The sequence below is a fragment of the Acinetobacter calcoaceticus DSM 30006 = CIP 81.8 genome, from assembly GCF_000368965.1.
In the GTDB taxonomy this organism is placed as follows: Bacteria; Pseudomonadota; Gammaproteobacteria; order Pseudomonadales; family Moraxellaceae; genus Acinetobacter; species Acinetobacter calcoaceticus.
The window spans coordinates 1,586,293-1,602,320 of record NZ_KB849780.1 but is presented as its reverse complement, the minus strand read 5'-3'; the positions used below and the strand labels follow the sequence as shown (position 1 = coordinate 1,602,320).

The window sequence follows — 16,028 nt, the reverse complement described above, 5'->3', positions numbered from 1 at the left end:
ATAGAATCTTATGGCTAAGAGAGAAAGCGTACAAAAGAAGCTTCAGCGAATTCGACCTCCACGTGTTCAGCTTACATATGATGTTGAAATTGGTGATGCAAAAGAAGCGAAGGAACTACCATTTGTTGTTGGTGTGATGGGTGATTTTTCGGCAGCATCTGAGCTTGAACGTACAAAATTAAAAGATAAAAAATTCATCAATGTCGACTTAGATAATATTGATGAAGTTATGGAGTCATTGTCTCCAAGAGCAGCTTTTCAGGTAGATAATACGCTAACTGAAGAGGGCGGGAGAATTGCAGTTGATTTAACATTTAAGTCAATGGAAGATTTTCGCCCAGAAAATGTTGTTCAACAGGTTGACCCATTAAAGAAACTGGTTGAAGCACGTGAGCGTTTAACTGATTTGAGAAATAAGATTTCGAACAGTGAGCGTCTAGAAGACTTACTTGACGAAGTGCTTAAGAGTACTGATCAGATCCGTAAATTAAGTGCGGAGGCTGATCATGAATAATACTCAATCTGCAGCAATGTCACTTGTTGAAAATGAACAAGTTAATCTTTTAGACTCGATTGTTGAAGAAAGCCGTATTGCCCGAAATGAAGAAGAACATTCGCGTGCAAAAAGCTTAATTGGTGAACTTGCTAAAGAAGTAATGGCAGGAACAATTACAGTTTCTGAAAATATGACTTTATCAATTGATAAGCGTATTGCCGAAATTGATGCACTGATTTCAAAACAATTAAGTCAGATCATGCACAATGAACAATTCCAAAAGATTGAGTCAACTTGGCGTGGTCTTTACTACTTCTGTCAAGAAACACCATCTAATCCGCTCATTAAAATACGTATGTTAAATACGACTAAAAAAGAGTTGGTAAAAGATTTCCAAGGTGCTACAGACTTTGATCAAAGCACTTTATTCAAAAAAATCTATGAAGAAGAGTATGGGTCTTTTGGTGGTGCACCATATTCAGCACTCATTGGTGATTTTGAGTTTGACCGTACGCCTTCTGATATGTATTTGCTTGAGCAAATCTCTCATGTAGCAGCAGCAGCTCACGCACCATTTGTTTCAGCTGCTAGCCCAAGCATTTTGGGTCTTGAGTCATTTACAGATATTGATCGCCCTAGAGATGTTTCAAAAATCTTCGAAACGGCTGAATATGTTCAATGGCGTTCATTCCGTGACAGTGAAGACTCTCGTTATGTCGCATTAACATTGCCGCATGTGCTTGGTCGTCTTCCTTACCATCCAAAAGAAGGAACAGCTACAGAAGGGTTTAACTTTGCTGAAGATGTTTCAGGTGCAAACCACAACGAATATTTGTGGATGAATGCTGCTTATGCTTTCGGTACGCGTTTAACAAATGCATTTGATATGCATGGTTGGTGTGCTGCAATTCGTGGTGTTGAAGGTGGTGGTCTAGTAGAAGGCTTGCCAGTTCATACGTTTAAAACACAAGATGGCGAAGTGGTATTCAAGTGCCCAACAGAAATTGCGATTACTGATCGCCGTGAAAAAGAATTAAGTGATTTGGGCTTTATTCCTTTAGTGCATTGTAAAAATACGGATTACGCTGCTTTTTTTGGCGCGCAATCAACTCAAAAACCTAAAAAATATGACAATGATACAGCAAATGCTAATTCTGCTTTATCAAGTCAAATTCAGTACATCATGGCCGTTTCACGTATTGCTCATTATTTAAAAGCAATGATGAGAGATAAAGTGGGTAGCTTTGCTTCTGCTGGAAATGTTGAAGCATTCTTAAATGAGTGGTTGTCACAGTATGTATTACTAGATGATGGTGCTTCTCAAGAAGCGAAAGCTCAATACCCTTTACGTGAAGCGTCTGTAAAAGTTGTAGAAGATCCTGCTCAACCAGGTCACTACAAGTCTGTGGTTTTCTTACGACCACACTTCCAGCTGGATGAGTTGTCAGTTTCTTTACGACTTGTCACTGAGTTACCTCAGTCCTCAAATTAATAAAGGTCAGCGAAAGAATAACTTTAAATTAAAAATAGGAAAGTTCTAAATGAAAGATATATACGTTGAGTTTCGCGGTAAGTATAAAGTTGATGGCGAGTCTCGTGATTCTGAGCACAAAGGCTGGTTAGAAGTTAACTCTTGGTCTCACAACATTCGTCAACCAAAATCTGCTACTTCAAGTAGTGTTGGTGGCCATACTGCTGAACGTGTTGAACATTCAGATATGCTTTTTATTAAAGACCTAGATGCAACTAGCCCGAAATTATGGGAAGCATGTTCAGCTGGTTATACATTTGATGAAGTACAAATTGATTTTTATCGTGCGAATGGCGACAAACGCATCAAGTACTTACAAATTAAATTGAAGCATGTTCTTGTTTCTAGTGTAACTCCAACAGTTAACGAAGAAGGTGTTCCAACTGAAGCGTTTGGTTTGAAATACGCAGCTGTTGAGTGGACATATAACCAACAAGATATTAACGGTACTGCAAAAGGTGCTGTTACTAAGAAATGGTCACTTTCTAATAATACTGCTTCTTACGCAGCATAATTATTTAAGTGAATATTTGGTGGAGGCTGACATAAAGTTAGCCTCTGCTGTCTTTAAGCATGCTTGTTGTGAACTCGAATGAATTTAGATCGGCTTTATCCATACGGATTTCGTTCAACTTTGTTTGATCGTTTAATTCCTGAAAGTGAAGATTATGCAAAAGGTCTCTCTATTCAGCAATTAAGAGAATCGGTAGCGAAAGATTTAGAAGACTTGCTGAATAGTCGGGTCGCTAAATTGGACCACGTGGTCGATGATTATCCGCTAGTTAAAAAATCTATACTTCAGTTCGGGATTATTGATTTTGTGGGGCTTTCTACAGCAAACCCGCTAGATCGAGACAAGATTTGCCAATCAATTGAACAATCAATTGCAGCTCATGAGCCTAGATTAAGACAAATACGGGTAGAGATGTTGTTGGATGGACATAATATGGGGGCATTGTGTTTAAGCATTCAGGCTTATCTAAATATTCATCCACTGTATGAACCTGTCGTTTTTGATGCATTGTTAAAACCGACAACGCAACAATATGTAATTTCGGCGAGAACCTAGGCGTAGTGGGTGTGTTGTGATAGAAGAGCTTTTACCGTTTTACGAAAAACAACTACAGGAATTTGGTCAGCAATCTCGTGAATTTGCCCAAAAATATCCGAAAATTGCTCAGCGCTTATCTTTAAATCAAGAGCAGATTGATGACCCGCATATTGAGCGTCTCATACAGGCGTTTTCATTAATTGCTGCTCGCATTGATAAAAAACTTGCTGATAGTTATGACGTATTTACACGTTCTTTATTTGAGGTGATGTTTCCTCAATACTTGCGTCACTTTCCTGCTTGTTCGGTGGTAAGTTTCGAAGATATAAATAAAATAAAGCAGCTCACAGAAGCACATATTGTTCCTGCACACACAGTCTTGAAGTCTCGCAGTTTTAAAGGTGTTCAGTGTGAGTTTAATACCACGCAAGAAATCAAATTACTCCCGATAAGTTTGCAAGCGCTAGAGTTCAAAAGTACACCTAGTGCACATATGCATTTAAGTCAAAATGCGACTTTAACTTTTAAGTTTGAAATTTTTAACCATGCTCATTTATGTTTAATAAATGAAAAGCTTCCTATTTATTTAGATGCAATTTCTAATTTTCCGCTTCAAGTACTAGACAGTATTTTTAAGAAGGAAACAACTTTTGCCATCAGAATAGGGCAGAAAGTTGTAGCGCTGGATAAAAATCCATTTGAGTTAACTGGTTTTTCAGAGCAAGAAAGTCTATTGCCACTCGATCAACATACTCATCATGCTTATCGTTTGCTGATGGAGTATTTTTGTTTTCCTGAAAAATTCAATTATCTTAAGCTAGATTTAGACTTTTTAAAGAATCTATCTCTAGAAGAGAATGATTTTGAACTGCTTATCCATTTTAAATTAAATTTAAATGATCAAGCCGTAGTTCGAAATTATTCTGAATTAAATGTCGCTAATTTTAAATTGTTTACTACTCCAGTCATTAATTTATTTGAAAAATATGCTGAACCTCAAAAAATCGTACACAAGCAATTAGAATATCCATTAATTACAGATGCACATCATCCTGAGTTTTATCAAGTCTATTCAATTACTGAAATGAATATGGTGCGTGAAAAAACTAGTCACGAAGAAAGCTATGTTCCGGTGCTGCCTTTTTTTGCGATGAGCCACTACCATGCGGACAAGGCCCGCTTTTTCTATTCGGTAAACTATCAAAAACTACAACCAAATTTTGTTGAAATGGGATATTCAATTATTTCTAAAAATTTAAATCCTTCTTCAACACGTTCAGATTTTATTAGTACAAAATTATTATGTTCAAATCGTGACTTGCCACATGAAGCATTAGGGCAGTCTAATAATATATTGAACTTAAATGATAGTAGTTTGGCCAGACGTGCCATTGTTTTAAAAAGACCGACTAAACCTTATCAATTTGGACAAAGCCAGACTGAGCAGTGGCGTGTAATTTCACACCTTTCATTAAATAGTTTGGCTTTAATGAAAGGTGATGCCGTATCTCATATTAAAGAGTTACTTGCTTTATATAACTTACCGTTATCAAAAGAAAATTATCTAATTATTGAATCAATTAAACATCTTGAATTTTCACTTACTCACAAACTAGTAGATGGTAAACCATTCCCAATGTTTGTAAGGGGCGTGAAGGCTGAGTTGCAAATTGATTCATCTGTATTCAGAGGGCATAGCCTATACATTTTTAGCCAATTGTTAAGTCGTGTTTTTAATTTAAAGGTTCAAATTAATAGTTTCGTTGATTTGGTTGTTAAGGATTATTCATCTCAGCAGGAGTTATACCAATGCAGTCAGAACGTTGGTGGCAAGACTCTTCTATAACAGCTGAGCTGTTTACAAAGCCAAAGTCTTTTGAATTTATTCAAGCAACACGTCTATTAAGGCACGATTCAAGTCGTGCGGTTGGTTCATCTTGGAGTGATCATTTCAAGTTTGAGACATCCTTTAATTTAAATTTTCCTGCTACAGAAATTGAAAATTTAGAATTAACGGACGAAAGGGTTTATATCACGAATTTAATTGTTGGTCTTACTGGCATACAAGGTGCTTTACCTTATACATATACGAATAAGATTAAACAGGCCCCACGTCAGCAAAGAGCCGAAACTAAAGAGTTTCTGAGCTTATTTAACCATAAGCTTACTGCTCAATATGTAGAGTCCAGCATTACATATAATTTACCGATTCGATATGAGACTGAGTATAAAAACGATTATTTAGATATTCTGCATGCATTGAATGGCTATGTACGCTCCCAACATCAGCAAACAGAGCTTGATGACTATTTTGCAGAGTTTTCTGGATTAATGCAGGGCCAGAATAATACAGTTCATGCATTAAAAACGATGCTGTCCTGTATTTTTAAGCATGAAATTACGATTAAAGAGTTTATACAAGAATCTTTTAAGTTGGCGAGTGATCAATTAACGACTTTAGGTGGAAGTCAGCCGAGCTTACTTGGCATTAATACGTTTTGTGGGGAAACCATTCAACAAATTGATGGAAAAATTGAAATCCAGATTGGACCACTAAAGCGTCAGCAATATTTAAATTTCCTCCCAAATCAAGAGTTAAGTTTAAAATTAAAAAAAATTGTAGAAACTTGGTGTAGTCCAACTTTATCGATAGATCTTCGACTCGTATTGGATGAGTCAGAAATACAACCTATTTGTCTAACTAAGAATAACCAGAATGGTTTAGGGCAGGGTTCTTTTCTCATATCACGACAATCAAACGTACATAGTCATGAAACTTGCTATAGCCTTATTGGAGAGAGAATATGATTAAAAAAATATTACTCTCATTTATTGCTATTTTTTCAGTGGTTAGTGGAATTATTATTTTCTACTGGCGTGACGTTCAATATAACCCTGATAAAGGTGACTTTTTCCTTTATTTCTTATTGTTGCCAGCAATTATTACCTTGGTGATCTTATCGCCTTGGTTAATTTATAGTGCCTATAGAGCTTATAAAGATAAAAAAGAACAATCTATAAATCAAAATAAAGATGATGCTAATCAAAAACAAACTACTGTAAGTGACGCACCACTCGAACAGTTAGATTTTAATATTTACTCTGCTTTTGCCGTACATGCATTAGGTGAGAATGAATCAATTATTGAGCAGCTACAAAACTTCAAAAGCCCGGAGTTAGATGATCAACTGTTAAATTCTTATGGATTGCCTCTATTATCTTATCGTATTAAAGACTTGGATGAAGACAATCATAAGGAGAGTGATTACTCATCTCCACGACAAGTTCGTATGATGTCATTAATAAAACAGCAATTAGAACAAAATATAGAAAACTTATATCTTCTTGCAGAGCATTTAAAGCGTTCGACTTTATTTTATGAGTCGCAACAATCTCGTGAATATCATATGCATCCAGCATGGGTTGATCCCGAGTCTGAATATGATGATGCTCAAATGCCTGTAGTCGAAGTTTACCGTTTAAATCGCTTAAATCTACACATCCTTCTTTCGGAGGATTTGTTACATATCTGGAATGATGACCAAAGTAATGAATTAATTTTAGAGTTTTTTACTGAGATTGGTATTCCTGCTCAAAAAATCCATATTGAATATCATTTTTTTGGAGAGCAATTAGCTTACCAAGAGTTGATACACCTATTAAAAGGTATTCATAAAAGAGAGCATGAGATGTTCTTTTTAGTCGTCGCTGATTCGGAGATTGATCAAGATCTAGTCGATGAAAAATCTTGGATGATTAAAGATTATATTCCTGCTGAATTTTCAGCAAGCTGTTTACTCGCAGATCCTATAGTAAAAGTTCAAGAATTAGAACCGACTAAAGCACTGAAAGTGGTAATGGGTCAGCAAGATACAGCGAAGCTTTTTAATAATTTTGAATTTAATGATTTACCTCAGCATGAAGGTGAGGAACCTTATGTGCTGATATTGTCAGATCAGACGGATATAAAAGTTTCGAAGAAATTGCAGCAACACTTTCTTAAAACACCTGTAGAACCGCATCACTATATTTATGTGAAATCTTCATTAGGGCATACCCAACATTTAGCTGATATTTATGGCTTTATGCTGAGTATGCATTTCCCTGAACATATCATTCCTTTTGTCTTTGGTGAAAATACGGTGTCAGCACATATATTTGTGCAGCATGTCACCGAAAATTCAGAAGATGATGTGATGGTGTTGAATAACTAATTTAAACTTTGGACTTAGAACGAGAATAGAATGCATACAATTTTAGGCTACTTGTGGCAGTACATCACGAATCCTAAAGCAATTATCGCCTTGTCATTGTTCGTGGCATTGATGTCTTCATATACTTCAATTCCCCGTCATATATTCTGGGCTTTAGCGACTGCCTATGCTTTGGGTCTTATTGTTTATGGTATCTATTGGCTTATTCAACGAAGAAAACATGCGGCTCAAGGTGAAGAGTTAGCTGAAGCGATTGAAAAAGATAATCAAGCTGAGTACGGAAAAAATAAAGATAAAGAAGAGCTTCAGCTTGTTAATCAACAAATGAAAGAATCAATTCAACTGATTCGTAAATCTAAGTTGGGTGATAAAAAAGGGAATGCTGCACTCTATGAGCTTCCTTGGTATATGGTTATTGGTAACCCCGCTGCAGGTAAAAGTTCAGCTATCTATAATTCTGGTTTAAAGTTTCCTTTTGAAGAAACGCATCAAAAAATGGTATCGGCTGGGTTAAGCGGTACTCGAAATTGTGACTGGTTTTTCTCTACAGAAGGTATTTTACTCGATACGGCTGGTCGTTATTCTGTTTATAGCGAAGATCATTCTGAGTGGCTAGGTTTCTTAAATATTTTAAAAAAGAACCGTTCTAAAGCTCCTGTCAATGGTTTGATTTTAATTGTCAGTATTGCTGAGCTGATTAGTCAAAGTCCTGAAAATTCGTTAAAGCTTGCTAAAAATTTACGTGCTCGTATTCAAGATTTAACTGAGCGTTTAGAAGTGGTTGTGCCTGTCTATTTAGTCTTTTCAAAAATGGATTTGATTGCAGGTTTTACAGAGTTTTTTGAATTTTATGAAGCTCAGGAATATAACCAAGCTTGGGGTGCGACTCTTCCTTATGAACAGAGTTCCTCCCACAATGCCGTTGATCTATTCGAAAAACATTACAATATTCTTTACGATGGTTTAAAAGGGGTAAGTTCGACTCATTTAAGTCGCCGCCATTCGCAGAATATCTCTCCAAGTGTAATGACTTTCCCATTAGAATTTAAAACATTAAAACCAGCTTTAAAGAGCTTTATTGCGACACTTTTTGAAGATAATCCATATCAATTTCAACCAGTTTTCCGTGGGTTCTACTTCACTAGTGCTTTGCAAGAAGGTGTCATTGAAAGTCCAATGACCGAGCAAATTGCCCAAGAATTCCAGCTTACTCAAATTGCTCAAAGTGATTTAAAAGATCATTCAAAAATTACCCCTAACCACGGTTATTTCTTAAATGGTCTATTTTCAGATGTTATTTTAAAAGATAAAGATCTTGTTAAACAGCATGTAAATGCTGGCAGAAAACGTCAACGTTACATTGCATTTATTGGTGCTTTAGCCGGTGTTTCAATTATTCTTGGTGTTTGGGTTTGGTCATATCGCAATAATCAGCAATTGATTGCTGAAGTTCAAGCAGATTTAAATAAGGTTGTTCAATTAGAAAAATCTTCAGGCCAGCAATTATCAACTCAATTAGAAGCTTTACTTATTCTTCAAAGACGTCTACAGCAGTTAGATGAGTTTGATGAAAATAGACCACTTAAGTTTAGTTTTGGTTTATATCAGGGCAATGAGCTTCGTGAAAAACTAAAAGCGGAATATTTAAAAGGCGTTAAGCAAATTGTTTTAACACCGACACAGCAAAATATTGCTCAATATTTGCAACGTGTAAAAAATAATGAAGCAACATTAAAAGCTAATCATACGAATGTTGAGATTAAACAAACTGCTCAGTCTCAACAATATTTGGAACCTTCAGATACAAATCCTCAAGATGCTTACAATGCTTTAAAAGCATATTTAATGATGAGTAATCCACAATACATGGATGCAAGTCATTTAAGCGATCAGGTTACGCGTTTCTGGCGTTCTTGGCTTGATGCCAATAAAGGCCAAATGCCACGTGCAGATATGATTCAGGAAGCTGAACAGATCTTGTCATATGCAATGACTTTGGCAAATGATAAAGAGTTCCCAATTTTAGATGCGGATTCGCAAATTGTTGATCAAACACGTCAAGTATTGCTCTCTGTTGTCAGAGGAATGCCTGCGCGTGATCGTGTTTATAATGAAATAAAAATGCGTGCTGCGGTACGTTTTCCTGCACTTACTGTAAGTCAAATTGTGGGTGAGGCAAATAAAAATGTTGTATTGGGTAGTTATGCATTGCCTGGTGTATTTACCCAAAAAGCATGGAATGACTATGTAGAAAAGGCGATTGAGGAAGCGGCAGATAAGCCAACAGATAGTAAAGACTGGGTGTTAAATAGCCGTCAATCTGATGATTTAACTTTCTCAGGCAGCCCTGAACAAATTAGAAAGCAACTGACAGCACTCTATAAGCAAGAATATATTGCAGAATGGAGAAAATTCTTAAGTGGTATTCATTATGCTAAAGCGGGCCAATTTGCTCAGCAAGTAAAAAATATTGATGTTTTAGGTGAACCGCAGAACTCTCCAATTAGAACCTTAATTGAAAGAGTGGCGATCGAAACAAACTGGGATAATCCAGTTGTACAAGCAGAGCTCGCAGCTCCACAAAAAGGATTTGTTGCGTGGTTTAAACGTAAAGTTTTAAATCATGATGATAAGGTTGCCAATCAAGTGGCGACTAATGCTCAGGGTGCTATTTCTCAAGAATATCAAATGTTCTATCAGTTGGTTCGCAAACGCGATGATCAACAAGGTAAATCATTGCTTGATGAATATATGACAAATTTAGCTCTAGTTCGTAGCAAGTTTAATGAGCTTAAGAATGCAGGGGAAGTTGGGCCTAATGCAATGACATTAGTCAAGCAAACCTTAAATGAGCAAACTTCTGTATTTAACCAGACGCAAAAAATTGTAGATGAAAAAATGGCGGTTGGTTTCAATGAAATCGATCAGCGATTATTACAAAAATTGGTAGTTAGTCCACTTACACAGGCTTTCGAGAGTTTAATTACACCTACGCAAGATGAAATTAATAAATTGTGGGTAATGCAAGCTTATCAGCCATTTACAGCAAATCTTGCTAAGAAATATCCATTTAACTCATCAGCTTCTTTGCAAGCGACAAGCAGTGAAATTGGTCAAATTTTAGGTGAAAATGGTAGTATTTCACGCTTTGTAAAAGAAAGCCTTGATCCATTTGTGATCCGTCGTGGTTATACATTAACGTCTAAAACATGGAAAGATTTAGGAATTAGTTTAAATCCTCAATTCGTCATGAATTTCCAAAGATACGTTACTCCAGCGAATGGTATGGCAACAGGTGAGTTGAATGCTCAAGCTCCAGCAGCACCAGCAACCAACCAATCGAACTTCCAGTTCTACCCAATTCCAAACCCACAGTTACTTTCATATACCGTGGATATTGATGGTCAGCGTATGACTTATGAAAATGGTGTTCAACAGTGGGTTAACTTCATTTGGCCAAACCAAGGCAGTATTCCGGGTGCTCGTATTACCGCAGTAGATTTACAAGGTCAAACGCACACGATTTTTGATGAGCCAGGTGAATATGGTATTAACCGTTTAATTGATAGTGCTCAGCGTAAAGAACAAAATGGCGGATTTGAAATGCTTTGGCGTAGTAAGACCGACCCATCATTAGTTGTAAAAATGAATTTCCGTCTAATCAGCAGTAATTCAGGCAGTATCGGTTCAAGCCGTGGTTATGCTGGTATGCAACTGGTTGATAAAGTCACTGCCGATAAAGCCGCTCGAGTGGTGTCTGCTCAGCAAGCGCCAGCTCAAGCTACCGCTCCAGCAAGAACTGAAAATCCTGTTGCAGCACTCGCTCAGCCTTCTGCGGGAGTTAAACCATGATATGGAAAATAACCTCTATGCGAAAGGAGGAGCAATAATGCAAACATTAAAAACCACTCCTTTGTATTACGGCAAAAGTCCTGCACGAGGTGACTTTTTAAAAACAAAAGGTCAGAACGCCTTAATACAGTTGCTTGATCAGTGGATTACTGAAGCATTGGAATATGCGATGCAATCGGGCAGCTTTAAAGAAGCTTATAGCACCTTGCCTTCACTGGATTTCTTTATTGCAAATCCGAAAGAAAATATGTTTTTGGTTGCGAACTTACTCGCAAGTGAAGATAGTTCAGGTCGATCTTTTCCAATGGTGCTGAGCCATTTATTAGAAATTGATTTGCCGTATGATAATTTGTTATATGCACCATATAGCTATAAACATGTGCTTGTTGATTTATTTCAAAACAATCGTGCTTTAAAAGGCATTAAAGATTCTGATTTGTTACTTGGAAAATTAGGTCACTTACAAAATCAAATTCAGGTTTTAACTGAACGAGAATGTGTAGGCTTTTATGAAAATCATACGATGCACTCATTTGCTCAGTTAATGAAGTTAAGTATTTATGAATTAGCGCAAAGTATGATTGGGCTGGGATTATTGCTACAGCCAATTTTACAAAATGGAACCAGCCGCTTAAATAAAGTTTTAATTTTGCCTATTAATAATCCTGCTTACAGTTATGAAATAGCAGCTTTTTGGGTCAGTATTATTTGCCGTTTTTTAAAGGAGCATAATACTGAGGTACTCATCGGCTTGTTACATCGAGAGCAACCCGTATTATTCTTCGGTTTTCAAGGTGCTGATATTTTAGCCCTTAGCGATATTTTTACTCAGAATATGGATAGTAAACATTGGGTTTCTTTAATAGAAGCTCAGTGGATTGATACTTATTTGGAGCAGAATGCTGGTTTAGCTACGCTAGAACAATCATTGTGCCAACGCCAATTAAGTTTAAATCAAGGCTTAAAACTATTTAGACAGACTTTTTTGGGTGAATAATAATGAATCAACAATATCAAACTAAACTTTCACAGTTCATAAAAGGCTGTCTTATCTATGCCGTAGCTAATTATGCTTTGGCTCAGCCTATTGTTGTAGAAGGTGTAGTTCCTAACGAAGCGAGTAAACAGGCTATCTTATTAAAAATGCAGTCTGTTTATGGTGCAGATCAGGTTGTAGATAAAATACAAGTTAGACCGGTAGCTGCTCCAAATGGATGGAGTGATTCTGTTACACGAGTCATTACGCCTGATCTTAAAAAAGTCTCGCAAGGTAAGTTAAGCGTAAACGGTACTCGATTTGAGTTGAGTGGAAAAATGCTGAATCCAGCAGATATTCAGCCGACCATTCAGTCTTTTCAAGGGTTAGTTCAGCCACCATATCAACTGTATTCACAGTTATCAGTCAATCAGGCTGAACAGAAAATTATTGATGATGCACTTAAAAATCGAATTATTGAGTTTGAATCTGGCAGTGCAGTGTTAACTGATGCCGGTCAAAAAATTCTAGATGAGATGGCTGTTGCCTTAAATAAAGTAGGTGGTAAAAAAGTCAAAATCGTAGGACATACAGATAGTTCCGGCGATGCGACTAAAAACTTAAAACTTAGCCAAGATCGAGCATTGGCAGTAAAAAACTATTTGATTAGTAAGAGTATTCCGGCAGACCATTTATCTGCGGAAGGTTTAGGTTCCTCTAAACCAGTCGCAGATAATACTTCTCCGGAAGGAAGAAAGAAAAACCGTCGAATTGAGTTTACAGTTCTATAAATATAAGGAGAAGAACATGGCTAGCCCTTACATTACGATTGGATGCCCAACCACAGGTGGAGGGCAAGTTATTTCTGGTAATAGTACGTTTTTAATTGATGGAATTGCAATTGCGTGTGTTGGAGACAAGGCAACTTGTCCGTTACACAAAACGGTTTCTACGATTGTATCGGGTGATCCGAATATGCTTGTTATGGGAAAATCTGGAGCGCGCGTAAATGATTCATTATCATGCGGTTGCAAATTATTACCAAAACAGAGTTTAGTTAATCAAGGATAAGGGTAGAGATATTTTTATATAGATATAAATATCTACTAGAACATATTAACGCTTGAAATGATGAGTAGTTTGTCTGATAAAGCTGAATTTTGTTAATATACAGACATTATGATTTTAAGCATTATATTATTTAAAAATATTGAGAGTAATGATGAGTAATTTAAAAATTTTAATTACAAAACTTTCTACAGTTGCGCGTACTGCTTTAGAAAAATCGGCTAATGCTTGTGTTATTCAACAAAATTACGAAATTGAAATTGAACATTTATTTTTAGAGTTACTTAATCAATCTCTAGAGAATGATTTAAAAATTTTATTAAAGAAATATAAAATTTCACCTGAAGCTTTAGCTGATGATTTAAAAGAAACAATATCTCAATTACCGAAAGGTAATAATCGAACTCCTATTTTTGCTAAATCAATCGTTCGTTTGTTCGAACAAGCTTGGTTATTGGCTTCGGCTGAGCAACATCCAGTTATTCGTAGTGGTCATTTATTAGTTGCGTTATTAACTGCATCTGATTTATATCAAATTGCGACTCGTGCTTCGAGTTTATTTGATCTCTTACCAATTGATTCAATGAAACATAAGTTTCTTGAAATTTGTGAAAAGAGTGTTGAACAACAAGATGAAACAAAAACACCTTCTGGTGAAGCTGAAGCAACAGAAACGACTGTAGCGAATACCAAAACTGCTAAAACACCAGCACTTGATCAATATACGATTAATCTCACTGAAAAAGCGAAACAAGGCGGTATAGATCCAGTTATTGGGCGTGAATATGAAATTCGCTTAATGCTCGATATTTTAATGCGTAGACGCCAAAATAACCCGATCTTAACTGGAGAGCCAGGGGTTGGCAAAACAGCGGTGGTCGAAGGTTTAGCCTTAAAAATTGCTCAAGGTTTAGTGCCTACCGCCCTAAAAAATGTCCATTTACATGTGCTGGATATGGGGCTGTTGCAGGCTGGCGCAAGTGTTAAAGGTGAGTTTGAAAATCGTTTAAAACAGGTTATTCAAGAAGTTCAAGCTTCTGCTTATCCTATTATTTTGTTTATTGATGAAGCGCATACCTTAATTGGCGCTGGTGGACAGGCTGGGCAAAATGATGCTGCAAATCTTTTAAAACCGGCACTTGCACGTGGTGAGTTGCGCACGATTGCTGCGACAACTTGGGCAGAATATAAACAATACTTTGAAAAAGATGCTGCATTGAGCCGACGTTTTCAGGTGGTAAAAGTAGAAGAACCAACCGAAGAAGTTGCGGTCGATATGTTGCGGGCAATGATTCCTGTGATGCAGCAGCATTTTAAATTACAAATTGATGATGAAGCGATCGTGACTGCGGTTCACTCTTCACATCGATATATTAGTGGTCGTCAACTTCCGGATAAAGCAGTGAGTGTGCTTGATACGGCAGCAGCACGAGTTGCGTTGACCCAAAATGCCCAACCTGTAAAGCTTGATCAGTTAAAGGCTCAAGAGCATAACTTAAAGCTTGAACAGCAAATTTTAGAAAATGAGCATCGTCAGATTCCAATTCATCATGAAAGATTGGAAACTTTAAAAGCTAATTTAGAATCTTTGCAAAAAGAGATTCATGAAACCGAAGAGCAGTGGCAAAAAGAATTAGAACTTGTTCATAAAATTCAGGAATTAGAAGCACAGAATCATACGAATGAATCTGATGCTTATGACCAGATCAATCTATTGCGTAAGGGGCTTGCTGATATTCAAGGTCAGCAACCATTGGTATTTGAAAGAGTAAATTCTCAAATCATTAATGAAATTATTTCTGATTGGACCGGTATTCCTGTTGGAAAAATGGTTAATGATGAAATTAAACAAATATTAACGCTTGAAGATAAATTGGGCGAACGTGTAATGGGTCAAGATTATGCACTCACACAATTAGTTCAAGGGATTAAAACTTCAAAAGCAAAACTTGAAGATCCTAATAAGCCACAAGGTGTATTTCTTTTAGTTGGGCCAAGTGGTGTAGGTAAAACTGAAACTGCATTAACTTTGGCAAATGAATTATATGGTGGTGAGCAGCATTTAATCACGATTAATATGTCTGAATATCAGGAAGCCCATACCGTTTCTTCACTTAAAGGTGCACCTCCTGGATATGTAGGATATGGTCAAGGCGGTGTTTTAACAGAAGCTGTTCGCCGTAATCCTTATAGTGTTGTGTTGCTTGATGAAATTGAAAAAGCACATAGTGATGTTCAGGAACTGTTCTATCAAGTATTTGATAAAGGTACTTTAGAAGATGGCGAAGGACGAGTAATTGACTTTAAAAACGCTACTATTTTGTTGACTTCAAATGCTGGCTCAAGCGCGATTATGCAAGCTTGCTTAAATACGCCTGTAGAGGAATGGCCTACAGCTGAAGAGTTGATTGACCATTTAAAACCAAGTTTATACAAGCAATTCAAGCCTGCATTTTTGGGCCGAATGAGAGTGGTGCCGTATTTCCCATTGCATGATGATTTACTCGTACGAATTATTAAACACAAGCTAGGCAAGATCACAGCAAGAATTGAGAAACAATACGGTACACAAGTCCAATATTCTGATGATTTGGTAGAGCTGCTCTTAAGCCGCTGCACAGAAGTCGATAGTGGTGCTCGTAATGTTGATAATATTTTAAATTCTACGGTGTTACCTGCATTAGCTACAGAAATTTTGGTGGCTTTAGCAGAGCAAAAATTGCCAAAAATTATCATGATTGATGCTAAGGATGACGAAATTCAATATTTACTAGATCCTGTTGCAAAAGCTGCTAAAAAAAGGACCAGTAAAAAGTTGAAGTCAGAAGTTTAAAATTGAA

12 protein-coding genes are annotated in these 16,028 nt (G+C 36.7%); all 12 read left to right on the top strand.

Translation table 11 applies throughout. The features are described 5' to 3' along the window. Positions 1-10 precede the first annotated feature (10 nt). On the top strand, positions 11-514 hold the full coding sequence (tssB, locus tag F936_RS12515; RefSeq protein ID WP_003651049.1) for a type VI secretion system contractile sheath small subunit: 504 nt from the start codon (positions 11-13) through the stop codon (positions 512-514). Further along, positions 507-1,988 (top strand): type VI secretion system contractile sheath large subunit, encoded by a 1,482-nt coding sequence (tssC, locus tag F936_RS12510; RefSeq protein ID WP_005047761.1) that lies wholly within the window; start codon positions 507-509, stop codon positions 1,986-1,988. The genes tssB and tssC overlap by 8 nt, the downstream gene beginning before the upstream one ends. A gap of 49 nt (positions 1,989-2,037) precedes the next feature. Then, the gene (locus tag F936_RS12505) at positions 2,038-2,541 is read left to right on the top strand and encodes an Hcp family type VI secretion system effector (RefSeq protein WP_003651052.1); all 504 of its coding nucleotides are present in this window, start codon (positions 2,038-2,040) and stop codon (positions 2,539-2,541) included. Between the two features lie 78 nt (positions 2,542-2,619). Beyond that, positions 2,620-3,096: a type VI secretion system baseplate subunit TssE gene (tssE, locus tag F936_RS12500; protein ID WP_002048404.1), complete on the top strand. Its 477-nt coding sequence runs from the start codon at positions 2,620-2,622 to the stop codon at positions 3,094-3,096. Between the two features lie 16 nt (positions 3,097-3,112). Continuing rightward, the gene (gene tssF, locus F936_RS12495) at positions 3,113-4,924 is read left to right on the top strand and encodes a type VI secretion system baseplate subunit TssF (RefSeq protein ID WP_005047757.1); all 1,812 of its coding nucleotides are present in this window, start codon (positions 3,113-3,115) and stop codon (positions 4,922-4,924) included. After that, positions 4,888-5,886, top strand: coding sequence for a type VI secretion system baseplate subunit TssG (gene tssG, locus F936_RS12490; RefSeq protein ID WP_005047754.1), 999 nt, complete (start codon positions 4,888-4,890; stop codon positions 5,884-5,886). Before tssF ends, tssG begins: the two co-directional genes overlap by 37 nt. After that, on the top strand, positions 5,883-7,292 hold the full coding sequence (locus F936_RS12485; protein WP_005047752.1) for a hypothetical protein: 1,410 nt from the start codon (positions 5,883-5,885) through the stop codon (positions 7,290-7,292). The genes tssG and F936_RS12485 overlap by 4 nt, the downstream gene beginning before the upstream one ends. A 30-nt stretch (positions 7,293-7,322) precedes the next feature. Next, on the top strand, positions 7,323-11,144 hold the full coding sequence (gene tssM, locus F936_RS12480; RefSeq protein WP_005047749.1) for a type VI secretion system membrane subunit TssM: 3,822 nt from the start codon (positions 7,323-7,325) through the stop codon (positions 11,142-11,144). 37 nt (positions 11,145-11,181) lie between these two features. Beyond that, on the top strand, positions 11,182-12,141 hold the full coding sequence (gene tagF / locus F936_RS12475) for a type VI secretion system-associated protein TagF (protein WP_005047747.1): 960 nt from the start codon (positions 11,182-11,184) through the stop codon (positions 12,139-12,141). 2 nt (positions 12,142-12,143) lie between these two features. After that, positions 12,144-12,911 carry an OmpA family protein gene (locus F936_RS12470; RefSeq protein WP_005047743.1) on the top strand — a complete coding sequence of 256 codons (768 nt, stop codon included), beginning with the start codon at positions 12,144-12,146 and terminating at the stop codon, positions 12,909-12,911. Between the two features lie 16 nt (positions 12,912-12,927). After that, positions 12,928-13,191, top strand: a complete 264-nt coding sequence (locus F936_RS12465) for a PAAR domain-containing protein (protein WP_003651066.1) — start codon at positions 12,928-12,930, stop codon at positions 13,189-13,191. Positions 13,192-13,339: 148 nt separating this feature from the next. After that, on the top strand, positions 13,340-16,021 hold the full coding sequence (gene tssH / locus F936_RS12460) for a type VI secretion system ATPase TssH (protein WP_080631700.1): 2,682 nt from the start codon (positions 13,340-13,342) through the stop codon (positions 16,019-16,021). Positions 16,022-16,028 lie beyond the last annotated feature (7 nt).